Annotated in this window: 21 protein-coding genes and 1 other RNA gene; 2 read left to right on the forward strand and 20 right to left on the reverse strand. The window is 28.8% G+C overall.

The window, feature by feature from the left end:
* Nucleotides 1-21: 21 nt before the first annotated feature.
* Both J2Z76_RS06635 and J2Z76_RS06640 read right to left on the reverse strand, forming a co-directional pair.
* Nucleotides 22-1,053 carry a V-type ATPase subunit gene (locus J2Z76_RS06635; RefSeq protein WP_209511226.1) on the reverse strand — a complete coding sequence of 344 codons (1,032 nt, stop codon included), beginning with the start codon at nucleotides 1,051-1,053 and terminating at the stop codon, nucleotides 22-24.
* A 4-nt stretch (nucleotides 1,054-1,057) separates the two neighbouring features.
* Nucleotides 1,058-1,372, reverse strand: coding sequence for a hypothetical protein (locus tag J2Z76_RS06640; protein WP_209511227.1), 315 nt, complete (start codon nucleotides 1,370-1,372; stop codon nucleotides 1,058-1,060).
* A gap of 369 nt (nucleotides 1,373-1,741) precedes the next feature.
* On the opposite strand from J2Z76_RS06640, the gene J2Z76_RS06645 reads away from it, so the two are divergent.
* The gene (locus J2Z76_RS06645) at nucleotides 1,742-2,590 is read left to right on the forward strand and encodes a YitT family protein (protein WP_209511228.1); all 849 of its coding nucleotides are present in this window, start codon (nucleotides 1,742-1,744) and stop codon (nucleotides 2,588-2,590) included.
* A gap of 58 nt (nucleotides 2,591-2,648) precedes the next feature.
* Here the strand turns inward: J2Z76_RS06645 and J2Z76_RS06650 are convergent, their stop codons facing one another.
* The 17 genes from J2Z76_RS06650 to J2Z76_RS06730 form a co-directional block, all read right to left on the reverse strand.
* Complete coding sequence (locus J2Z76_RS06650) at nucleotides 2,649-4,151, reverse strand: DUF4153 domain-containing protein (RefSeq protein ID WP_209511229.1); 1,503 nt, start codon at nucleotides 4,149-4,151, stop codon at nucleotides 2,649-2,651.
* Nucleotides 4,144-4,362, reverse strand: coding sequence for a helix-turn-helix domain-containing protein (locus J2Z76_RS06655; protein ID WP_209511230.1), 219 nt, complete (start codon nucleotides 4,360-4,362; stop codon nucleotides 4,144-4,146). The genes J2Z76_RS06650 and J2Z76_RS06655 overlap by 8 nt, the downstream gene beginning before the upstream one ends.
* 11 nt (nucleotides 4,363-4,373) lie before the next feature.
* A complete protein-coding gene (locus J2Z76_RS06660) occupies nucleotides 4,374-4,826 on the reverse strand; it encodes a DUF2975 domain-containing protein (RefSeq protein WP_209511231.1) in 453 nt (150 codons plus the stop codon).
* Nucleotides 4,827-5,021: 195 nt separating this feature from the next.
* Nucleotides 5,022-6,377: a uracil-xanthine permease family protein gene (locus tag J2Z76_RS06665; RefSeq protein ID WP_209511232.1), complete on the reverse strand. Its 1,356-nt coding sequence runs from the start codon at nucleotides 6,375-6,377 to the stop codon at nucleotides 5,022-5,024.
* Nucleotides 6,378-6,721: 344 nt separating this feature from the next.
* On the reverse strand, nucleotides 6,722-8,146 hold the full coding sequence (locus tag J2Z76_RS06670; RefSeq protein WP_209511233.1) for a sodium-dependent transporter: 1,425 nt from the start codon (nucleotides 8,144-8,146) through the stop codon (nucleotides 6,722-6,724).
* 219 nt (nucleotides 8,147-8,365) lie between these two features.
* A complete protein-coding gene (locus tag J2Z76_RS06675) occupies nucleotides 8,366-11,500 on the reverse strand; it encodes an AAA family ATPase (RefSeq protein ID WP_209511234.1) in 3,135 nt (1,044 codons plus the stop codon).
* A complete protein-coding gene (locus J2Z76_RS06680) occupies nucleotides 11,500-12,645 on the reverse strand; it encodes an exonuclease SbcCD subunit D (protein WP_209511235.1) in 1,146 nt (381 codons plus the stop codon). The genes J2Z76_RS06675 and J2Z76_RS06680 overlap by 1 nt, the downstream gene beginning before the upstream one ends.
* A 62-nt stretch (nucleotides 12,646-12,707) precedes the next feature.
* Entirely contained in the window at nucleotides 12,708-13,172 is a 465-nt protein-coding gene (locus J2Z76_RS16620) for a helix-turn-helix domain-containing protein (RefSeq protein ID WP_245210367.1), read from the reverse strand.
* Between the two features lie 24 nt (nucleotides 13,173-13,196).
* Nucleotides 13,197-14,108 carry a DMT family transporter gene (locus tag J2Z76_RS06690; protein WP_209511236.1) on the reverse strand — a complete coding sequence of 304 codons (912 nt, stop codon included), beginning with the start codon at nucleotides 14,106-14,108 and terminating at the stop codon, nucleotides 13,197-13,199.
* A gap of 110 nt (nucleotides 14,109-14,218) precedes the next feature.
* Nucleotides 14,219-14,518 carry a YciI family protein gene (locus J2Z76_RS06695; RefSeq protein WP_209511237.1) on the reverse strand — a complete coding sequence of 100 codons (300 nt, stop codon included), beginning with the start codon at nucleotides 14,516-14,518 and terminating at the stop codon, nucleotides 14,219-14,221.
* Between the two features lie 108 nt (nucleotides 14,519-14,626).
* On the reverse strand, nucleotides 14,627-15,877 hold the full coding sequence (locus J2Z76_RS06700) for an MFS transporter (RefSeq protein WP_209511238.1): 1,251 nt from the start codon (nucleotides 15,875-15,877) through the stop codon (nucleotides 14,627-14,629).
* A gap of 204 nt (nucleotides 15,878-16,081) precedes the next feature.
* Nucleotides 16,082-17,095, reverse strand: coding sequence for a dipeptidase (locus J2Z76_RS06705; protein ID WP_209511239.1), 1,014 nt, complete (start codon nucleotides 17,093-17,095; stop codon nucleotides 16,082-16,084).
* Between the two features lie 73 nt (nucleotides 17,096-17,168).
* A complete protein-coding gene (locus J2Z76_RS06710) occupies nucleotides 17,169-18,179 on the reverse strand; it encodes a proline racemase family protein (protein ID WP_209511240.1) in 1,011 nt (336 codons plus the stop codon).
* Nucleotides 18,180-18,396: 217 nt separating this feature from the next.
* On the reverse strand, nucleotides 18,397-19,824 hold the full coding sequence (locus J2Z76_RS06715; protein WP_209511241.1) for a sigma 54-interacting transcriptional regulator: 1,428 nt from the start codon (nucleotides 19,822-19,824) through the stop codon (nucleotides 18,397-18,399).
* Between the two features lie 220 nt (nucleotides 19,825-20,044).
* On the reverse strand, nucleotides 20,045-20,335 hold the full coding sequence (locus J2Z76_RS16820; protein WP_264175363.1) for a CC/Se motif family (seleno)protein: 291 nt from the start codon (nucleotides 20,333-20,335) through the stop codon (nucleotides 20,045-20,047).
* An 82-nt stretch (nucleotides 20,336-20,417) separates the two neighbouring features.
* The gene (locus tag J2Z76_RS06725) at nucleotides 20,418-21,416 is read right to left on the reverse strand and encodes a type II TA system antitoxin MqsA family protein (protein ID WP_209511243.1); all 999 of its coding nucleotides are present in this window, start codon (nucleotides 21,414-21,416) and stop codon (nucleotides 20,418-20,420) included.
* Between the two features lie 26 nt (nucleotides 21,417-21,442).
* On the reverse strand, nucleotides 21,443-21,853 hold the full coding sequence (locus J2Z76_RS06730) for a hypothetical protein (protein ID WP_209511244.1): 411 nt from the start codon (nucleotides 21,851-21,853) through the stop codon (nucleotides 21,443-21,445).
* 555 nt (nucleotides 21,854-22,408) lie between these two features.
* On the opposite strand from J2Z76_RS06730, the gene J2Z76_RS06735 reads away from it, so the two are divergent.
* Entirely contained in the window at nucleotides 22,409-22,837 is a 429-nt protein-coding gene (locus tag J2Z76_RS06735) for a DMT family transporter (RefSeq protein WP_209511245.1), read from the forward strand.
* A gap of 123 nt (nucleotides 22,838-22,960) precedes the next feature.
* On the opposite strand, the gene ssrA is transcribed toward J2Z76_RS06735, so the two are convergent.
* Nucleotides 22,961-23,315, reverse strand: a transfer-messenger RNA (tmRNA) gene (gene ssrA / locus J2Z76_RS06740).
* Nucleotides 23,316-23,327 lie beyond the last annotated feature (12 nt).

A 23,327-nucleotide genomic window follows, 5' to 3' on the forward strand; every position in this document is an offset into this window, starting at 1 on the left:
CCGTTGCCTCTCCTCCGTTCATCAAAACTTATGTACCAAATAACCTTTTAGTTTTTCTTTTGGCACCTTATATTTTATTCCTTCTACAATACAAGTTAGGTCATCTATTATTATACCTAACTTATATATATACGATATAACAGATCCTATATTATAATACTTATTGTTTTTAAGAAAATAATTCATATTATAGTCTACTCCAATATCAGTAGTAGAATCACTTACCCCTTTAAACAAATCAAAATTCATATAATTTTTAACTAAATTTTTAAATTCTTCTTTTGTTTTTACATAGCATAAACTTTTTAATCTGCTATATGTTATTTTTTTGCCTCCATCCAAACTATAAATTAACATTTCTTCTGGAGAAATATTATAAAAACTAATAGCTCTATAGATCCATTGTATATTTTCAAGGTCTATTTTAAAACCAACAATTTCCTTTACAGTTTCAATATCTTTATCATTGAGTTTTTCTGCTTTTTTCATGAGATTTTTATATAAAACAACCTGTAATTTCATTTCAATATGAAATTCCCTTTTTATTGCATCTTCGTTAGTTAATGTTTTTAACCCATGATAATAAGGAGAACCTTTTAAATTTTCAGTAAATTCGACTACACTCCTAGATGATAAAAGCTTAGTGTAATCCAATTTAGTATAATTTTCAGAGTGTACAAACCTTTGTTCAATCCACTTTAAATCTTCTCCTCTTGATATTTTCCTTAGTATTAAACTTATATCTGCTATTTCACTCTCCATTAACAAAGTTATTAAAAATTCTTTATATGGTCCAGAACAATAACGTAAAATTTGTTCTATCTCAATTGTTTTGTATATCCCTAAAATAGTTTCTAAGCTATCTCTATGGATATCATTATATTCAACATCTTGAAATGCCTTTTTTATTTCTGACTTATTTTTTAGAAATTCTGTAAATTGTTCAACTTTTGTAAAACCTAATATTTGTTCCCAATCTTCTTTTGTTAAAATATGTCCTTTTTTTGATTTAATTTTAGTATTTATAGCTTCATATGAAATATACGGATTCATATTATCACTCCAGTACAAATAACTTGTTAAAAATTTGTTGTATTACATCATTTTCAACTTGAGTAAACCTTTTTTCCATTTCAATAGATATTCTTTTTAACTTTTCTTCTTGTAACTTCTTTTCTCTTTCTAAATTAGTTTCTACATTTTCATAAATTATTTCTGCGTCTTTTTTAGCTAAAGCTATTTTTTCATTTCTATAATTAATTATATTATTTTCATACTCTTGCTTTTTCATAAATAAAGCTTCCTCATTCTTTTTATTATTTTCAAAAGCGACAGAGTCAACTTGTATAATTTGATTAATTATATCTTCCAAGCGAATCACCCCTATTGGTTAATTTTAGTATCATAAATAAATATTATATCACTTTCAAATTTTTTCAGCAAATTCATATCAAAGAGATTAACTTACATAAAGTGGTAACGTATGTCAATAATTAACATTAAATTTAAAAATCTATGTTATACTGCTTATATCTTTAAAATCCTACGTTATTCACAGTATTACAACTTTCCTACTACTTTTTATAGCATTATAACTCATAACGCAGGGTGAGAATTATATGATTACTGATTCTCTTTATAATTTAATAAATTAATATAATTATTAATATTATTTCATTGATTATTATTATTAATTAGGTTAAAATATTACAAACATATTAAAAAATAGTGAGGGTTAAAATTGATAAATAAACAAAACATTAAAGAATATTTTTTAGTGGCTATTGGAACTTTTATTGTTGCATTAGGTGTATATTATTTTTTAGTTCCTGAAAACCTAGCTGCAGGTGGAGTATCTGGTTTAGCAATTGTTATAAACAACTATCTTCCTTTATCTATTTCTGTAATCAACTCTGTTTTAAATATTTTACTACTAATTGTAGGTTTTATATTTATTGGTTCTGAATTTGGAGGAAAAACAATTTTTTCTGTTGTGTTCTTTTCACTTTCCATGTTCTTAATGGAAAGCAAATATCCAGCAACAATGCCAGTAACTGATGAAATATTATTAAATTTAATCTGTGGCATTGTAATATCTGCTATTGGACTTTCATTAGTATTTAATCAAAATGCATCTACAGGTGGTACTGATATTATAGCCAAAATTTTTAATAAATATTTTAATTTAGATATGGGAACTGGATTAATGGCAGCTGATGTTGTAGTGGTAGTTTCTGCTTTGTTTACATATGGTCTAAAAACAGGGATAGTTGGTGCTTTTGGCTGGTTTTTAAATGGAATTGTTGTAAACTATTTTATTGATGGTTTCAATGTAAAACGCGAAGTTGTAATAATAACTACAAAACCCAAAGAAATTAAAGATTTTATATTTTCAAGTATTGAAAGAGGGGTAACTGTTTATAAGGCAGAGGGTGGCTATACAAAAGAAAAAAAAGATGTTATAGTTACTACTGTATCTAAAGGTGAATACTTCTTGTTAAAAAAAGAACTCAAAAATTTAGATCCAAATGTTTTTGTTATTGTAAGAACTGTTCAAGAAGTTATTGGTTCGGGTTTCCAAAAATTATAGTAAAAAAAAGATTGCATATTTTAAACTGCAATCTTTTCTACATTTATATTTCTTTAATTTATTTTTTTATTAATTTTTTTGCTCTATTTATTGATAAATTATTACTTCTCCATGATAAATCCATATTATTATATATTAAACTAATATTATCAAGATATGTATCAGCCTTATATTTTGTTAAAATATCAACACTATCACTATTTGAAAGCCTTATTATTTCAGGTACTGCATCAATTGATAAAGTCATTAGATAGTTTACATCTATAGTTTCTGTCTGTCCATTAAAATACATATCAATATTTCTCCTCGCTATAATTCTATCAATTTGAATCACATTAAGAGATAAATAGTAAATGAGTCCTATCACTAAATATCCTATAAAAATATTAAAATTTGGTTTTAAAATGAACTTAAATGTCATTAAAAGCCCTGCCGATTCAAATATCAAAAATAAATAAACCAAAACCCTCAATCTTGTATATCCATATTCATTATCATAAAGCATCATCCGATAAAATGATGATATTAGCATTACCAACGTTAAAAAACCTAAATACATCATAAATACTTTTGTAATTTGCGCCCATTTATATTTATTCACATAAATTTTATCTTGTAAAAAATATTCAGTAACTAATATCAATCCAATATTTAAAATACTTAAAAGTAGCAATTCAAAGAATCCTCGTCTTGCATAATCTGAATAATTTAATCCATATGGTAACTTTGCACCAGAGAATAAATATTTAAATTGTATCACTATAAAAAGAGAATATACAATCAATATTGAAAATAATAGAATATTAAAGATTATTAAATCTCCATTAACTCTTTTTTCAATACCAAAGTCGTCAGCTAAATTTGTTTTATCAACTTTTTTTAGCAAAGAATTTTCATTAAACAAAGAATACAAAAGACCAAATAAATATAAACCAGCAAAAGCTCCATATAACAATTTAATTATGTATTCAAAATTTAAATCATCAAATATCCAATTAAAAATTAAATTCATCTTATTAGAAAAAATCATATCTGCTGAAGAAAGCATAACGAGCAAAAACAAAACACATGGGATAGAAACAACAATTCCAATCAAAACACGTTTTATTATAATACGCTTATTTTCTTTTCCTTCTTTTAGCGAATACCATTTAATAGGAATTGAAAAATTCGTAAATGGTTCAAAAATTTTAAAAATTATTTTTATTACAAATATAAGGTTATCTTTTTTAAAATTTAACTTATCTCCTATAACTAAAATCATAACACTATACAGAAATAAAATAACAAAAAAATTTGAAGTTCTCCACAATTCACTTCCGCTTATATATCTATTCAATGACAAAATAAAAATTGGTACCATTACTAAAATGCCATATTTATTTTTCACTTCACTTCTATCCTTAATTACAAAATATATTGAAATAAATTGCAAAATAATAAATATAGGAACACTTATTCCTGGCATTACTGGTAATAATAAATATATATAAGTAATTGCAGAAAACAATCCATATAATGAAAGCTTTATTTTTACTGATTTGTCTACTATATTATTCATTCTTTTCCTCCTTTACATATTCTATTATATCACCTGGTTGACAATCTAAAACTGAGCATATTTCTTCAAGGGTTGAAAATCTAATTGCTCTAGCCTTGTTATTTTTTAAAATAGAAAGATTAGCAGGTGTTATATTTACCTTTTCAGCTAATTCCATAAGCCCTATTTTTCTCTTTGCCATCATTACATCAAGCTGTATTACTATAGCCATTTCAACACCTCCTATATAGTTAAATCATTTTCATCTTTATAGTTAATTGCCTGCTTAAATAAATCCTTGATAGTTAGACAAAACAAACTTGCAATAACAAACATAATAATTATTACTACCGTTGCTATGGTAAATGAAAAAAGGCATTTAATTAAATATATTATTGAAATAAAAGCACTTGCTAATGCAATTTTTCTAAGACTTTCAACATTTTTCAAGATAAATGGATTTCCTACTAAAAGAGTTTTAAATATAACTTTTAATTCCCATAAAATATATACAGATGCACCTCCAGATAAAAGAAGAACAACAATCATAAAAGTAATATTTTCTTCTGCAAAATAAAAATATTTTATCAGCCAAGATGAAGAAAATGGGACTAATACACAACATAATATACCTATATAAAAAAGTACATCTACACAAATTTTAGTAATATAATGAACAATACTTTTTTTATACATCTTTACACCTCCAAAGTTTTTATATTTATTATTATAACAGTTATTTTGTTCTTGTCAATAATTATTTATTGATAATCGATAAATAATTATTGACTATCATTCTCGTTGAAATAGAAAATAATAGCATTATAAAACTAGACAACTAAAAAAAGGACTTGTGCATTATCACAAATCCTTCTTTAAAATTAAATATTATTAATTATTTCCTACAGATAACATAAGGTTTAAAAGTATTCCTATTATTGCAGCAGTTGCTATTGCTGGCAGTTGTATACCAAACATCGGAATCATTCCACCTTCATAACCGAAGCTTCCACCAAGTCCAACTATTAATATAACTGCTATAACTGCAAGATTTTTAGAGCTAAACATATCAACTTTTCTGTCCATCATTATTGTAATTCCTTGAGCAGCAATTACACCAAACAAATAAATTGAAAGACCACCTATAACTGCAGTTGGTATAGAATAAATAATGTTAATCAAAGGAGTAAAGCATGATATAATCATAGTTATAACAGCTGCAAGCATAAGAACATATATTGAAAAGTTCTTAGAAATTGCCATGGCACTAATGTTTTCACCATAATTTGTTCCTGCAGGTCCACCAATTAATCCTGATATAATATCACCCATACCATCTCCAATTAGATTTATACCTAATTTGCTTTCAATATCATACTTCTTATTTGAACCTTTCTTTTTAGCCAAATCATTTACATAAATATCTAATTGATATATATGAGCTGTAGATTCAGGAATGGTTGCTATAGCAATTGGCATTATTGCGGCTATTGCAGTCCATGAAGGTTTAGGAAATGTAAAGGTTGGAAGATTTAATATACTTGCTGATTGTATTGTATTAAAATCTACAAACGGAATATTTGTTATAGACCCGATAATTAAAGCAGAAATATATCCTGTTAAGAGTCCAAATAAAATTGGTAATTGGCTTAATTTACCTTTAAGATATACCGAATACAAAATCGTTGAAATAAGAGTTATAACAGAAATTATCCATGCTAAACTTCCCGCAAATGAAGCATTTGCTTCGCTAACTGAAGCTGGGAAAGAAGACGCATTACCCATTGCATTTGCTGCAAGAGATAAACCAATTATTATTGCAATACTTCCAGTTACTGTAGGTGGAAGAACCTTATCAATAGTATCCTTGCCGCTACGTTTAATAATAAATCCAGCTACAATTGAGACAAATCCTGACATTACAATACCAAATTGAGCAATTGAAATTTTGTCGTTAAGTGAATAACCAGTAAATGCTTCTGCACCCATTATAGAAGCAATTGCTGCTATGTAAGAAAAACTAGAACCGTAATAAAGCGGAATTTTTCTACCTGTGATTAATATAAATCCAAGTGTTGCTAGTCCACTAGCAAATATTGTGGTAGAAACATGAAAACCTGTAATCAATGCAACTAAAACTGTTGCTGGAAACATTACTACAATTTGTTGTAATGCAAAGAAAAACAATTCAATAACTGGTGGACGTTCATCTGGCAAATATCCAAAAACCTCATTTTTTGATGACATAAAACCCTCCTAAGATAATAAATAAAATAATTTCAAGCAAGTATAAAATATTAAAGTTACTTACTAACATAAAAAAATAATCCTACCACCGACAGAATTATTATATACACATGTACAAATTAAATACACCAATATTATAAATCTTGTCAGCATCACGGTACCGAACTTAAAGATTAATTTTTGATATTATACCACCTTATTTTTTAGTTGTCAATGAAAAAAAATTCTAAATTTCTTCATTTAATTTTCATTTGCTATATTTTTACATGCAAAAGACGAAGGCAATACCTCCGTCTCTAATAATTAACTTATTATATGAAATGAATTAATATCGAGCTAATATGTTAAAGTTTTTTAGAGAATATCGCTAAAACAACAATTATTCCAATTCCAAATAACATCAAACTAGTTTGTTCAATTGACCTAATTCCCATGATTGCAACTATTGCAATTGCAACAGGAATAACATATTTAATTAAATTATACCATATTTCGAACAATCCAAATTTTATAGTTCCGCCATTTGTAAGCTCATCCTTAAGATCTTCCTTCTTCATGAACCATCCAACAAATATAGCTAATAACATACCACCAATAGCTAAGAATATTTTGTCTGTAAGAATATCAAAGAAATCAAAGAAACCTACTCCAAATAATTTCACTCCTGACATAAGTCCCATAGATAATGAAGATAATATACTAGTAAAAGTCATTATAGCTCCAGTAACTATTACTGCTTTTTTTCTTTCCATATTTTTTTGATCAATTAAATATGCAACTACAACCTCTAACAATGATACCGATGAAGTTAAAGCTGCAACCATTAAAGCAATAAAGAATAATACAGAAAAAACAGCTCCTATACCTCCCATTTCAGCAAATATAGATGGTACTACAACAAAAACCAGACCAGGACCAACTGCTGGCTCCATACCAAAAGCAAATAATGCAGGGAATATTGCAACACCAGCTAATATTGCTACACCAGTATCCATCATAGTTACCAATAATGCACTTTTTGTAAGATCTTCTTTTTTATCAAGGTAGCTTCCATAAGTTATCATACAACCCATACCTAAGCTAAGCGAAAAGAACGCTTGCCCTAACGCAGCCAAAACAGTTTGACCATTTACAACATCAAATTTAGGTTTAAATAAAAACTCTAATCCTGCTCCTGCTCCTGGCAATGTAATACTTCTAATTGATATTAATATTAATAATACAAATAGAGTTGGCATAAGAATTTTACCAGCTTTTTCAATTCCTCCACTAATACCTTTTGCAACAATGATTACATTTACTGCTAAAAATATAATCATCCAAAATATCGGTTGTATAGGATTAGAAATAAATGCTCCAAATACATCTCCAATTGGTACAGCGCTACTAAGTAATCCCGAAAACGATTTTACAATATATGCAAATGCCCAACCACCAACTACAGGATAAAAACCCATAATAAAAAACGCACTTATAACTCCTAAAACACCCGCAAAAGTCCATCTGTTATCAATTGTCTTATATGCTCCAACAGCAGCAAGACTTGTTCTTCTACCTACAGCAAACTCTGCAATCATAACACTAAGACATATTACTAAAACACATACTAAATAAAGTACAATAAATGCGCCACCACCATTTTCTCCAGTCATATATGGGAATCTCCATATATTACCTAGGCCTACTGCTGAACCCGCTGCTGCCATGATAAAACCAAATCGAGAACCCCAATTCTCTCTTTTTCCATTTCCTGATTTATCCACAGGCATACCCTCCTTAAAATATTATTGTTTAAAAAAACAATTACATTTATAATAATATAAAAACGTTATCTTGTCTATAGCTAATTTGATATTATGTATATTTTTTTTAAAAAATATATTAGCTATCTTTAATTATATTCACAAAATATATGTTTATGAATATATGACAAGGTATACTTGCCTTAAAAAAACTACGATTAGCATTTTTTTATAATTTAAACCGTATTATACTACTAAACTTATACTACTTCCACTTACATCCTTTTTAACCACAAGTTTTTTATCTATTCTTTCTTTTAACTCTCCAACGTGTGAAATAATTCCAACAAGTCTATCTCCATTAGTTAATGCATTTAGAACATCTATAGCCTGGTCTAAAGATTCAGAATCTAAGGATCCAAAACCTTCATCAACAAACATAGTATCAATTTGTATTCCACCTGCAAAACGCTGTATCATATCCGATAGACCCAAAGCCATGGATAGTGATGCTTTAAATGACTCTCCACCAGACAATGTTTTTACGCTTCTACTTTTACCAGTGTAATTGTCAATTACATCTAATTCTAATCCCGTTTGACTTCTTAAATTGTTTGGTTCTTCTTTTCTAGTAAGTTCAAAACGACCATTAGTCATATATGAAAAATGTCTGTTTGCTTCTGTAATAATCTGGTTAAAATATGTTGCCTGCACATAATATTCAAATGCAATTTTCTGTTTTCCACTTAAATCTCCATTGGCTGTATTAGATAAATTTCTGTAGCAAAGATACTCTACTTCAATTTCGTTCATTTCTTTTTGTTTTGATTTTATATCATTACTTACTTTTTTATTACTTCTTAATCTACTAAATATATTATTATATTTTTTATCTGAGTTTTCCCTTTGTTCTTCCAATTCTTTTTTTTGTTTTAAATAATCTACAATGTTCACATACACGGTATCCTTAGTTTCTGATTTTAAATTTGAAATATCCATTTTAATTTTATTAACTTCATTAATATAATTTTCAATATCATTTTTAAGAGAAATAATTTTATCTTCAGCTATTAGCATACTTTTATAATGCTCTATATCATTAAATCCTCTAGACTTTAAAGCAATAATTAACTTATCATTAACTAGATCCATTTCAGCTTTTGAAGTAATTAATCTGTTATAAAGATCCATAATAACTGCTTTCGATTTTTCTATTTCTCCATTACATTCATTATATGACTTTTCTGAATTTTCTAGAGAAGCTTTTAACCTATTTAGCTCTATCGTTTTGTTTTTAACATATCTTTCGGCTTCTTCTCTTTTTTCAAACTTAATTTTACCTTTTATTGTCTCAAGTTTTGACATAATACTGCTTTGCTTAACTTTTAAATCTCCCACTTCATTTTCAAGTGTCTCAATTACATTTACACCATCATTTAATAATTTTTCAATTTCTGTTTTTTTCTTTTCACATTTATTTTTATATATTACTTTCTTTTCAATTTCAACAAATTTCTCCGTTGCCTTAGATAACATTACATTTGTTTTTAGAGTTTCATTGTATAAAAGCACTGGAATTTCATCAATTCCTACTGTTCCAAACAAGCTTTGTGAGGATTTTATTATCGCTTCAATTATAGTATCCACTTTTACTTTAGCATTGCTTGAATCTTCGCTTAACTTATATGCTTTTTCTTTAGCAATTGATAATCCTTGTTTAGCTTTTTTCAATTCTTCTTCTGTAGGTGCTGCCAAGGTCACTTTAGCAGGTAATGGGTGTTCAATAGAACCACAAACAGGACAAGGGGCATTGTCTTTAAGTTTCATAGCTATAATTCCTGCTTGTTCATTTAAAAATGATTGTTCTAATTTTTCATATTCATCTGATTTTGCAATACTTATTTCTTGAGCCTTTAAAAATAGACCTTGTGCATTCTTTAATACATTTTTACTTTTTTCAAGTTCAGAAAATAAATCTTTAAGTTGATTTAATTTTTCAAATAAATTAAATGCATCTTCTTTTTGTTTTTTAGTTTGTTCTGCTAAAATCTCTATATCCTTTAAATTATTCAACTCTTCTTGTAATTTATTTTGACTTACTACTAGATTTTTCTTTCTTTCCTTTTTTTCTATAAGTATACCAGATTTTTTAATTAATTCATCATTAGAAATATCAACTTGATTTTCTAAAAGTTCTAACTCTTTATAAACCCCTAATTCACTTTTTACAAAATTAATTTTATTACTAAGAGATAAATGTTCTGGTTCTTTTAGTTTTTCATTTTCATATAATTTGAATAGTTTTTCTAATTCAATAGTTTTCTGTTTTATAAATTCTTCATTTTTTGATATGCTAATACTTAAATCATTTACTTGTTTAGTTGCCTTTTCTAGTTCATCTGCTACAGGCTTTACATGATAAAGTGCATTTTCAGATGATGACAAATTTGCTTTTTTACTTTTATACACATCTTTCAATTTTTCAAGTTCTTCTAGCTTTTTATTTGAATTTGTTAATCTATCGATCCTTGAATTGTTTGCAGTTGCTATTGTAATTGCGGTACTTAATTTTGTTAGTTTTTCTTGAATTTGTTTGATAACTATTTTTTCATTTTCTGCTAATTTTTCATCTTCAGTTATTAAGCTATCCAATAGTTCTTTAACTTTATTTATAGAATTAATATTATTTTCAGTTATTAATTCTTTTATTTCTAAATACAAAGGAGAATCATTTGGACAACTTATATCATTTATATATTGTAAAATACTTTTGCGCAAATCTTCATATTGAAATTTTAGCTTATTTGCTTTTGATTTTAATTCATGTTGAAACATAAGATAAATATCCGTATTAAAAACTTTACGAAATATTTTACCTCTTTCATCAGTGCTTGATAAAAGTAATTTTAAAAAATCACCTTGAGCAATCATTGCTATTTGTGAAAACTGGTTTTTATCAATTCCAATGAGATTTTTAACTGCTTCATTAACATTATTATTACCCGTTATGACATTAGAATCAGGCAGTGTCAAAGTTGCATTTGCATTAACTAAAGTTTTTCCTTCACCTCTAGTTTTTAGTTTCATATATTTAGGTGTACGCTCTATTTTATATGTTTGGCCTTTATATAAAAATTCTAATTGAACATATGTTTTTATTTCAGCAAGAGCAAAATCACTTCTCAACATAATGCTTTCTCTGTTAGTCCCACTAGCTTCTCCATACAAAGCAAAAGAAATTGCATCAAATATAGTAGTTTTACCAGCACCAGTATCTCCAGTTACGAGAAATAACCCACTACCACCAAATAAGGACATATCAATTTCAATTTTATCAGCATAGGGACCAAATGCACACATAATAAGTTTTTCAGGTTTCATTACATGACACCCCCTAGTTCTTCAAATAATTCAGATATAATTTTAATTTTAAAATCATCTAAATCATCGTTATTTTGTAATGTATAGAATTCCTTAAAAAGTTCACAGTGAGATTTCAAATTAATATTTTCAGGAACTTGATTAATTCCTAATGCTCTTGATTGTTTGTTATCAAAATCAAGTCGCATAACATTAGGATATACCATACGCAATTTTCCAATAGCATCCATAATATCATCTTCATCTGTTAAAGTAATATGAATATAGTCATCTAAGTTAGTTCCTTTATAATTTTCAGGATTCACTAATTCATTAATAGGTCCTTTTATTTCTCTCATATCCCTTAATGGAATAAGAGGAATTTTTTCTGTTTTTATATTTTCCTTTTTATCAAAATCAATAACGGTTATTGATTTATTTTGTCTAGACTCAGAAAATGAATATTTAAGCGGTGATCCTGCGTAACGTATGGTATCTCTACCAATTTTTTGTGGACCATGAAGATGTCCCAAAGCAACATAATCAAAACAGTCAAATACAGAAGCATCCACCATATCAAGACCCCCTACAGAAATATTTTCCGAATCACATCTGTCAGGCTCTATTCCAGAATTAGTTACAAATTGATGTGCCACTAATATATTTCTTTTTGTTATATCTATATGACTATTTTCTATTACAGTTTTAATGGCATCCTCATAGCTTTCTATTTCAGAATCAGGATAAAATCTTCGTACATTAGCGGGCTTAATAAATGGAAGCATATAAAGATTTATTTCTCCTATACTATCTTTCAATACAATAGGATCAATCCTACCACCAAAAACTTTTGACATATATATACCTTGTCCCTCCATAATGCGTGAGCCAAATGCTATCCTTTCAGCCGAATCATGATTCCCACTTATCACAAAGCATTTTAAATTTCGTTTAGCAATCTCTGTTAAAAATTCATCAAATAATTCAACAGCCTCAGCTGACGGCATTGATTTGTCATATATATCACCAGCAATTAATATAACATTAGGCTCAATGTTGTCAGCTATTTTTATTATTTCATTTAATATATATTTTTGGTCCTCTAGCATATTAAATTCATTAACCCTTTTCCCAATATGCAAATCAGACAAATGCATAAATTTCATCGAAACCTCCCGTATTTTTCATCAAAATCCCTTACTATTTTTTATATAAAATAGTAATACACTTAACGAATAAATAGTTCATCCAAAGTTACTTGTAGTGCATCTGCTAACTTAATTGCTGTTTGAACTAGTGCTTTTTTAAAATCTCGTTCACCACTTTCATATTTTTGTATCATACGAATATTTACACCACTTAGTTCAGAAAGTTTAGATTGAGAATATCCTTTTTGATTTCTAATTTTAGCAAGATTATTACGCTTTTCTAGTTCCTCAAGTTCCATTTCCTTAAATATTATTCTTGGAAATAAATACTTGGCAGAAGAATTTATTTCATTTCCTGTTAAGTTGCCTTTTAATACTTTATAATTAGGATTTAACTCGATAAATCCATCTATAATCTCTTGTATTTCAGCAATGAGGATGTCTTTATAACCAAGTTCAATTGCTGTTTCATAAAGTTCAAATTCTTTTGAATGTTTTGCTTTTTCTGTTAATTTATTTATAATGTTAGTTTTCCAAGTTTGCATTTATGTCTCCTAAAATTTATGATATTACATCTTTCGAACTAAATATTTTGGTTTTTTAAATTTTATTTTATTAAAGTCAATTTCCATTATGAAAATACTTGTTATCATTATTATTGCACCAACATATGATTGTGCCGTCAAAATCTCATGAGCAAATACAAATGCAACAACTCCAGCAAATACAGTTTCCAAAGAAAAAATAACACCTACATGAGAAGCAGTTGTATATTGTTGTGCAACAGCCTGAACAATAAAGGCCATACCTGTACAAAAAACTGCCAAAAATAACACTGAACCCACTATCTTTGGTTCAGTTGGAACACGTGGTGCTTCAAATATAAAGGATAAAATCAAATTAAGGATACCTGTCACACCTAATTGAAATACTCCAACCTGAAATGGATTTACTTCTTCGTGTGACACTGCTTTTTCAGTTAAAAGTAAATCTACTGCATAAGCAATAGCACCCATTATAGATAGGATATCTCCTTTTAAATTTTTATAATTAATCGAAAAATTATCTTTCAATGTCAAAAGACTTATTCCAATAAAACTCATTGTAATAACTAAAATTAATTTTTTATTAGGTGCTTTTTTATATACTATGCACGATATAATAGGCGTAAATACCACTGTTAATCCACATAGAAATCCAGCATTTGATAAAGTTGTATATTTTACTCCAAAAGTAGCACCTACAAAAACAAAAACTAATAAAGTTCCCAACAAAGCGCTATATTTTAATGTCATTTTTGATACATTTTTAAGTTTAGGATAAGCAAGAATTACTGCAACAACAAATGCTATTAAGAATCTATACGTATTTAAAGTAAATGGTCCCATAGATTCTAAACTTATTGCAATCATATAATAGGATCCACCCCAACCCAATGTTACCAATATTAACATAAAATCAGCCTTTAATTGTTTTGTCATTTTACACCTCTATAATTACTAATATTTTATACCATTGAATTATAAATTAAATATCAACTACTATAAAAAATAAATATATTTTTTATAGTTCAAGTAAGTTGCCATTTCTACTAAGGTTTCATAAACATTGGAGCCACACGACAAGGTTTTATATCTATCTTATGCCATACCTTGCCAACCACATAAGGTTCAACCTTTAGCCAATTATCAAGTTCTTTTCTTGATGGATATTCCACTATCATTACTGAGCCTATCATTTTACCATCCTCGTCTAACATAGCTGCTCCATAAAGATGTTCCCCTGATTTAAATCTTCTTTCTACAGAATTCAAATGCTCTTCTCTTGCCATTAACCTTCTATCCATTGCCTGTTCATCATTATTGTCATATGCTGAAATTATATATTGCATTTTTTACATCTCCTTTTATATTATATATTTTAAATATTTATGATTATTATAATATTTTCAGCGAAATAAATTCACATCAAAAAATTTTCCACCTCAAGTCAGTTAGTGTTAACATGCAAGCTCATGTAGCCTTTTTTCAACTTCCTCTTTCTCCTTTTCTGGCTGCACACGATAAGCAACATAAACATTTCCCAAAGATAACGCAGCTGCTATAAAGAACACCCACTGACTTCCTAATTTTGCCCATACAAAGCCTCCAGCAACTCCTGCTATAATAGAGAATACATGATCTAGACTAATTCCTGTAGATAAAATTGATGTAACCTCGTTTTTATCCAATGTTATCGAACGGACATAAATTGAATTAACCATTCCTATTTGCATAGAAAGTCTATCTAATACAAATAGCAAGTAGATCATCCACACTGTAAAACCCTCTTTTGGAAGTTTCCCAGATGTTATTCCCCAAACAAAAAAACCATATATAACATAGACAACAACAAATGAAATAGCATCAGCATACATCATGTTTTTGATACCGAATTTATCCATCATTTTTCCAAGCTTATTTAGGAAGAACATAGAAATGAATCCTACTATAATATAAAGCAATGCCAAGGTATCAGCCTTTTTACCCAATAATTCTACAATAACCCAAGTGCCATATACAAAGGCAATTTGTTTCTGAACTCCTTTAAGAATTGTAACTGTATAATAATATCTATATTGCTTTCTGAAAATAAATTTTACTTTGCCACGCCTTTCTTTTAGTGGCTTTACCCTTTTCAGCATCATAGATGCCATAATAATAGCACAAAGAAAACATCCCGAACCAAATAAAAATACTACTTTAATAGAAGTATTGAATGTAAAAAAACCCGTCTTGAATCCAAAAAATACTATAAGTGCTGCAATCATACTAAATGCTGAACCCACACTAAAAATTTGCCCCATTCGGAGTCCTACTTTGTTTGGATCAGCAAGCGACATGCCAATGGAATCACGAAGTGGCATAAAAAGATGCATCCCCATTGAATTAATGAATAGAAATACAAGCATCACACTAAAAGAAGGCGTAAAAAATCCCAGTATAGTAAGTCCTACAAATGATAGAATCTGTGCTATCAAGGCAACTCTTATATTTCCCAAAAAACCCAACAAACTAACTACTACCATACATAGCATACCAGGCAATTCCCTTGGAAATTCTATAAATCCACGTTGAACTGCAGTAATATGATAAACTTCTTTAAAATAATTTGAATATAACGAATCACTAAAGCCATTTCCCAAAGAAACTACTGCAATTAAAATAAAAAACATCAGCATTTCTGTCTTCATTTTTAATATTTTTCTCAAAATTGTTTTTCTCCCTTTGTATTATGTCTAGTAAATAAGTAAAATTGTATCATGATAAAGGTATTTATACAATATTATTTCATTTAATTTTTTATCCTTCAAGTTCAATTCTTCTACTTATGGAATGAATTCATAATTAAAATGATACATAATAAAAAACTCCTCAAATTTAAGGAGTTTAAATGTTTTTGTTCATTCACACTATTAATCTTTCCAAACTTGTGAGAATATACGTAACCAATTATCACCTAATATATCACGAACATTTTCGTCAGAATAACCTAGTTTTAAGAGAGCCTCTGTAATTTGCGGAATTTGATATACTTCAACCTGATTTAAGTGACTACCAAAATATCCTCCATCTTCAGGATATTTTTCACGGTTTGTATCTGCTAATTTTACAAATGCATCCATATCATATACATAGTCAAGTCCTATCCCAGCATGTTTAGGTCCTACAAGCTGTACTATATGATCAATATTTTTAACATATTGTTCAACTAAATTTTTTTCATTTCCTAAAAATAGTCCAAAGCCAGTTACACCAAATACTCCTCCATTTTGAGCGACAGCTTTTATTTGATCATCCTTATAGCATCTTTGATGATTAGTTACTGCAGCCACATTACCGTGGCTTACAACTACCGGTGCTTCAGAAGCTTCAATTGTTTCCATGGCAGTACGATATCCCGTATGAGCTACATCTACTATCATACCTACCTTATTCATCTCTTTTATTAAATTGCGGCCAAATTCGCTCAGTCCTTTGTCATCTTCTTCATGGCAACCATAGCCTACTAGATTTTTTGCATTATAAGCCATAAGCATATGTCTTATACCTCGATCATAGAAAAACTTAACCATGGATAAATTAGTTCCAATTGGAACCGTTCCTTGAAAATGAAACCCCACCGCTAACTTGTTTTCTTTTTTAGCACGTTTAATATCATCCACTTTTTTTACAAAAATTATATCCTTTGATCTGCTTAATAATAGTGCTCTTATCATAGTGACATTTTTTATAGTTTCCATAGTTTTATGAAGATCTGATGCCACAGTAATCGAAACATAATTGAACCCATTTCCTTTCATACTATCAAGTGCAGAAAACAAATTAGAAAATTTACTACCTGGCATTATTGGCAGTGTAGTATCTACAACAAAAGCCTGTTCATGTAATAATTCAGCCTGTTTTGAAATGTTCCAACTTTCATACATATAAAACTCCTCCTATTTTAAATTACACTTACAATATTAAATCTTTAGTATGATTTCCCACATCACTAAAGCTTTAATTCAAAGTAATTCCTCTACATAAAGGGTCGTTATTGTTTATAATAAAATGATGATTGCCCGTTATATAAGATTTCCCTTGTATTTCAGGTATAATAGCATCAAAGTTTCCAACTTTAACTTCTTCCACGACTTTACCTGTAAATTTAGTACCAATAATACTTTCATTGATAAATGGCTCATTTATTTTAATTTGATTATTAAAATATTTAAGTGCCAGCATAGCACTTGTTCCAGAACCGCATGGAGATCTATCCACCTGATTGTTCCCAAATACAACACAATTTTTGTGAATTAACTTTTCACTACTATATGAATCATATATTTCAACAAGCTCAACCTTACTTAAACATCTATTATCCGGATGATAAATATATGCCGTATCATTAATAATCTCTAATAATTTCATACCAAAAAAAATCAATTTTTGGATGCTTTCTCTTTTTACTTCAATAGATAACTCTCTAGCTGATACTAAACAAAAAAAATTACCTCCATAAGCTATATCAACACTTACATCTTTAAGCCCAGGAAAAGGTACTTTGAAATTGCTATATAAAACAAAGGATGGTACGTTTCTAAAAGCTACATTCTTAACAAGCCCATCTTCAACATTAGCATAGGCATAAATCAGACCGGCGGGCGTTTCCAATATTACCTCAGTAACCTTATCTATTTTCTTTTTTATAAGTCCTAACTCTATAATAGAAGTTACAGCTCCAATTATTCCATGACCGCACATATTCAGATATCCATCTGAATGCATAAAAAATATACCTATATCAGCCAATTTATTAACAGGTTCGCAGAAAATGGCTCCAAACATATTATCATGTCCTCTTGGCTCTAATATAAGAGCACTTCTAAAGTGATCAAAGTTTTCAGCAAAGAATGTTTTCTTTTCTGTTATACTATTACCTTTTAAAAACGGGATGCCACCTGTAACAATTCTTAATGGCTCCCCCATAACATGAGAATCTACAGTAAAAATATGGTTTGTTAAATTCATACATGCCTCCACTATTCATAGTTATATATAATAGAAGCAATAACCGTGCCAAAATACTAGATCAACGACGCAATCATTGAAAACAGTAAATTATATACATGTATTTTATATAATTAAAAACACCATATATAATAACCGTCTAATAATAGACAGCTGTTGTATAAAACGATCTGAATTTGCGTTTAATATTAGACATATGATTATTATTAGACATTTTCTAATCACTAATTACTTTATTCTCCATTGAAATATTATATTTTCTAAGTTTATAATAAAGCGAAGTTCTTGGTATATTCAGTATTTTAGTAGCCTTAGTTATATTTCCTTTAGAACGCTTAAGAGCCATTAAAATAGCCTTTTTCTCTGCATTAGTTACAGCAGTATTTAAATCCGATATTCCTATATCATCAGTTATTTCCGGTTCAAAAACAGCATATTCATCATATATATATTCAGGTAGAAATTCCAGTATAATCTTACCTGTCTTATAGCTTTTAAGCATAATAACTATGCGCTCAATAACATTCTTTAATTCTCTAATATTACCATCCCACCTGTAATTAACAAGAATATTCATAATGTTTCCAGGTATTTCAGGAATATTTACTCCATATTGCATGCAAAAACTTTTTAAAAAATGATAAACAAATAATTCTATATCGTCTTTCCTTTCTTTTAATGAAGGGAGTTCTACAACAACAGAGCTAAGCCTATAATACAAATCTTGTCTGAACTTACCTTCTGAAACTAACTCTTTTAGATTCTTATTAGTTGCACCGATAATCCTGATATCTAATTTTATATCTGAATACCCACCTAATCTGTTAATAATGCCATCTTCTAACACCCTCAAAAACTTTGGTTGCATATCTAATGGCATATCACCTATTTCATCTAAAAACACCGTACCTTTATTAGCTGCTTCAATCTTTCCAATCTTGCCCTTTTTATCAGCACCTGTGAAAGCACCACCTTCATAACCAAACAATTCACTTTCGAATAAACTATATGGAATGGCACTGCAGTTAAAAGGAATAAAAGGCCCTTTTCTGTTGCTCTGGGTATGTACTGATCTGGCAATAACTTCTTTGCCTGTTCCACTATCTCCCAAAATTAAAATATTAATGTTTGAGTTTGATATATTTTTACAAAGTTCAACAGTTTTCTTAAACTTCTCATTATTTCCGATAATTTTTGAAAAAGAATATTTATTATGATTAATTGAATGAATTTCTTGCTTTAATAACGTAAGATTATCAGTAGTCTTCTCTAAAAGCTTAGTAATTTTCATATAATCTGTAATATCTCTCTCTAAGCTTATACCGCCAATTAGGTTATTATTACTGTCATACAAAGGAGCAGCACTGATAACTATATAATAATCTTTTTTGGGACTGTTGTAAACATCCTCAAAGGGATGCTGTTCTTTAATAACCTTTGGTAAAAGTGCATCAGGGAAAAACAACCTAACATCTTTACCAGTGATTTCTTCTTTATTTATACTGTAAAATGTTTCTGCAGCTGTATTCCAATACTTTACTACACAATTATTATCTACTATGCATAATGATTGCTTAATACTATCCAGTACAGTATTAAATAAATAAATATTCAAACCATTCAAACCATTCAATCCATCATCCATTTCAAACCTCACAATTTAGATATAATTACTATAAATAGCTCAAGTACACCATTAAGCTCTTAAATTTCCTTTATTGAAATAACGATTTTCCACTTCATATATACATTAACAATTTTCATTGTATCAATTATACCATAATTTTCTAATGAATGCCATAAAATCACTTACAGTATTTTTTATACTCCTTTCAATATTGATCATTTATACACATTTACACTCACTATAAAAGTTCAAATCCAGATACCTCAAGATTTTTAAAAATTCCTAAAAAATTGGTTAATTCAATTTTTATATAGTCTCTTTTCAATTTTAATCCATTAATCACATATATCTTAATTGTATTTATTTCATATAAATTATAACTACTAAATATTTCCGGTTCACCTAACCGAACAATTGCCATAGGCACAGAAGCTCAACTACTTCCAGCCATTTCTCTATTAATAGTTATTATTCCACCCTTTTTCAATATGTAATCCGTAGTCTTTTCATTTATTATTATTTTCGGCATAAAAAACATCCTCCTCTTTTATAAATATAGGAAACCTTCGCAGTCATAGCTTTACGAAGGTTTCACTTATCGTCTGTATTAATCAATTAATTTGTTCGAACATTTTTGTTGAGTAGTTTTCTATATCTGTTGGGTTAATCATATTAAAACGTTCCTTTACAACTTTAAAATACTTACCTAATTCCTTCTTATGAATTATTCTATTAGATGAAGCAGAAACGGGAAGATCTCCTCTGGTTATTAGCCATGGCATTTCTGAATGAGTAAATCTTTCTAAAATTTTTCCACTATAGCAACAAAGATTTTTAATAATGCTGTCAATAATGGTCTTTTCATATATTGTTAGGACTGGTTCATCACACGTTACGCTACCCTCAATAGGATCAAATCTATATGAACTGTATCTGTGATAAATATTAGGAAAAACAGGGCCATGAGCCCAAGCTTCACAATCTTCTTCGAAGATGAATTCATCCATAAAAGCATAATAAAATCCCTGAATATAATACAAAACTTTTTGTAACGCAAGTGGAGTAATGTCCTCACATATGCATAATAAATATTCTATTACAACATCAATTTTTGCAAGTGGGATATTATTTGCACCCAACAATTTTTCCGTAACACGTTTACTTTTTTCATATGCTGAAAGTGATTTTAATTTATTTTTGTTAGTTTCTAATATAGAGTCATAAAAAGCTGGCTCATTGTAAATTTGTTGTAAAATATCAGAATATTGTTTTGAAGGCATATCACCATCGCAATATCTGCTAAAAGTCATTTCCCCCCAACCTAATAGTAAGGATAGGGGTCTTTTACCAATTCCATATTTTTCTGGAATCGCTAATATATTTTCTAATGATATAATTGAGTTTTTCGTCCTATAGGCATCATAAAGCGCCTTAAGATTATAATCCTCAATTTCAGCAACATATACTTCTGAACCACACTCATTACAAACAGCTTTCTTTCCTTTGTATTCAAATGCTTCCCCTTTTAATTCATTTTGAAAAATCTCCTCAGTTTCAATGTAAGCTACATCTTTTCTGCATTCCTCGCAAAATATAATATTCTCAATCATTTCAATTCCTCCTTTTAACCTCATTGCTATCTAAATAGATATTTCAATGGCTTGTTCCTTTTATGAAATGATATTGCAATAACTCTTTTTCCTAAATCATACTCAATAATATTAAACTTTGTATATATATCTGTCAATTCTTCCACACCATCAAAATTAAATAATATTATCTGTGGGCAAAATACATACAGTGTTTCATGTTCAAAACCTAATTTCTTATTCTGTAACGAGTGACAAAAATCTTTTGCCACAATTTTAAGTATAATATCTTTCTGTTTACCCGACGTTAAATTATATTCTTTAATAAGATCATTATTTTCTTTACGATTTTCATTTTTAGATATCATATAATGATTGCGTTTGACACAATCTTGAATTATATCTAAAATAGATTCAACTTGTTCTAAAGTATAATTTTGATTGTAATGTGGATTCATTGCATCACTCCTTTATAATACAATGATACAATATTATATGCTTTTTGTCAAATATTATGCATCAATTGATTCTTTTTATAAGAAATATTTTTTACCTACAATAATTTTTCTAGAAAAATTTATTATTTACTACTTTTCTACTTTTTTTAGGGCATCAGCCTTAACTCATTTGGAGGACAATCTTTAAGCCATAAACAAAACCTTAATAAAGCATTCATTTTAATGTTAGTATTGACTGTAATTGCTTTAATAATGTCATTCTTTTTGGGCTGCTAATTCTAGAGATTTTTCAGATAATATACTTTGTACATTTGAAATATTGAGAAGAAAAGTTCTACGCCTTGAATTACAACGTTAAATCAACCAACTTTGGAAAAAACCATTATTAGAATAACATACACATTAAGTTTCTACATAATTTATACTATTGGTAATTAGAAAAGCTATTATCGACTATGAACTTTCTTTATTGAGACTGAAGTTATTTTGTTTAATTTAAGTTTTTGAGGAATACTAAACTATAATATCATTTTTTAATAAGAGGAGTTAATTTATATGGTTGGTATTTTATTTTCGTTGTTGGCTGGATTGTTAATGAGTGTTCAAGGTGTTTTTAATACACGTGTCATGGATTCATCGAATATGTGGGCTACAAATAGCTGGGTACATATAACTGCCTTTGTTACAAGTATAAGTATTTGGTTTTTCACAGGTCGTGAGGATTTACTTTCGGTTTTTAGTGTCAGTAATAAATTATATTTGTTAGGTGGTGTCATCGGTGCATTTATTACGTTCACAGTTATTAAGAGCATATCAGATTTAAAACCTACATATGCGACAATGTTGATTTTATTGGCGCAACTTGTGATTTCTTGCATGATTGAAGGTTTTGGAATGTTCGGAACTGAGAAGATGTGTTTTGAATGGCGCAAACTAATTGGTGTAGCTCTGATGATTGCAGGAATTGTTGTTTTTAAAAAGTAGTATAACATTCCTTCAATTCGTTTTTAGTTAGTATAATCAAATATCTAAAAATTCTATTTGAAATACATCCATAATCAAAAAACTCCTCAAATTTGAGGAGTTTAGGTTATTTTTTAATTTTCATGGTGGAGGCGGTGGGAGTCGAACCCACGTCCGAAAATATTTCCACAAGACTTTCTCCGAGTGTAGACGATAATTTAAGTTTCGCCGCTCCAACCGCCTATCGTCAAGCTGAAGGTTTGGCTATCTTCGATTGTTCAACATCAGGTCGAAGAACCCCTGATGCAGTTCCCTGCTTTAAATGATGCTCCCGTTTAACCTGCAGGTCGGTTAAGGGGAACAAGCTAGCAGCTTACGCTGCGAATGCTAAATTATTATTTTCTTTTGCGTTTATAATTTTTGCCACTTTTAACGTTGTTCGGCGACAACGACTCGCTTATCTTCCTTCTATACCCCCGTCGAAACCATTTACGCCCCCGTAATAGGTTTT

It is taken from the genome of Sedimentibacter acidaminivorans (assembly GCF_017873955.1).
Lineage (GTDB): Bacteria > Bacillota > Clostridia > Tissierellales > Sedimentibacteraceae > Sedimentibacter > Sedimentibacter acidaminivorans.

What these genes read in the sequence shown, in the direction of transcription:
- J2Z76_RS06705 (WP_209511239.1), bottom strand. Translation starts at nt 17,095, where the DNA reads ATGTATGAAAGTTGGAACATTTCAAAACAGGCTGAATTATTACATGAA.
- J2Z76_RS06710 (WP_209511240.1), bottom strand. Translation starts at nt 18,179, where the DNA reads ATGAATTTAACAAACCATATTTTTACTGTAGATTCTCATGTTATGGGG.
- J2Z76_RS06680 (WP_209511235.1), bottom strand. Translation starts at nt 12,645, where the DNA reads ATGAAATTTATGCATTTGTCTGATTTGCATATTGGGAAAAGGGTTAAT.
- J2Z76_RS06660 (WP_209511231.1), bottom strand. Translation starts at nt 4,826, where the DNA reads ATGTATAAAAAAAGTATTGTTCATTATATTACTAAAATTTGTGTAGAT.
- J2Z76_RS06695 (WP_209511237.1), bottom strand. Translation starts at nt 14,518, where the DNA reads ATGCAATATATAATTTCAGCATATGACAATAATGATGAACAGGCAATG.
- J2Z76_RS06690 (WP_209511236.1), bottom strand. Translation starts at nt 14,108, where the DNA reads ATGACAAAACAATTAAAGGCTGATTTTATGTTAATATTGGTAACATTG.
- J2Z76_RS16620 (WP_245210367.1), bottom strand. Translation starts at nt 13,172, where the DNA reads ATGCAAACTTGGAAAACTAACATTATAAATAAATTAACAGAAAAAGCA.
- J2Z76_RS06670 (WP_209511233.1), bottom strand. Translation starts at nt 8,146, where the DNA reads ATGCCTGTGGATAAATCAGGAAATGGAAAAAGAGAGAATTGGGGTTCT.
- J2Z76_RS06635 (WP_209511226.1), bottom strand. Translation starts at nt 1,053, where the DNA reads ATGAATCCGTATATTTCATATGAAGCTATAAATACTAAAATTAAATCA.
- J2Z76_RS06735 (WP_209511245.1), top strand. Translation starts at nt 22,409, where the DNA reads ATGGTTGGTATTTTATTTTCGTTGTTGGCTGGATTGTTAATGAGTGTT.
- J2Z76_RS06675 (WP_209511234.1), bottom strand. Translation starts at nt 11,500, where the DNA reads ATGAAACCTGAAAAACTTATTATGTGTGCATTTGGTCCCTATGCTGAT.
- J2Z76_RS06650 (WP_209511229.1), bottom strand. Translation starts at nt 4,151, where the DNA reads ATGAATAATATAGTAGACAAATCAGTAAAAATAAAGCTTTCATTATAT.
- J2Z76_RS06665 (WP_209511232.1), bottom strand. Translation starts at nt 6,377, where the DNA reads ATGTCATCAAAAAATGAGGTTTTTGGATATTTGCCAGATGAACGTCCA.
- J2Z76_RS06730 (WP_209511244.1), bottom strand. Translation starts at nt 21,853, where the DNA reads ATGAATCCACATTACAATCAAAATTATACTTTAGAACAAGTTGAATCT.
- J2Z76_RS06715 (WP_209511241.1), bottom strand. Translation starts at nt 19,824, where the DNA reads ATGGATGATGGATTGAATGGTTTGAATGGTTTGAATATTTATTTATTT.
- J2Z76_RS06725 (WP_209511243.1), bottom strand. Translation starts at nt 21,416, where the DNA reads ATGATTGAGAATATTATATTTTGCGAGGAATGCAGAAAAGATGTAGCT.
- J2Z76_RS06655 (WP_209511230.1), bottom strand. Translation starts at nt 4,362, where the DNA reads ATGGCTATAGTAATACAGCTTGATGTAATGATGGCAAAGAGAAAAATA.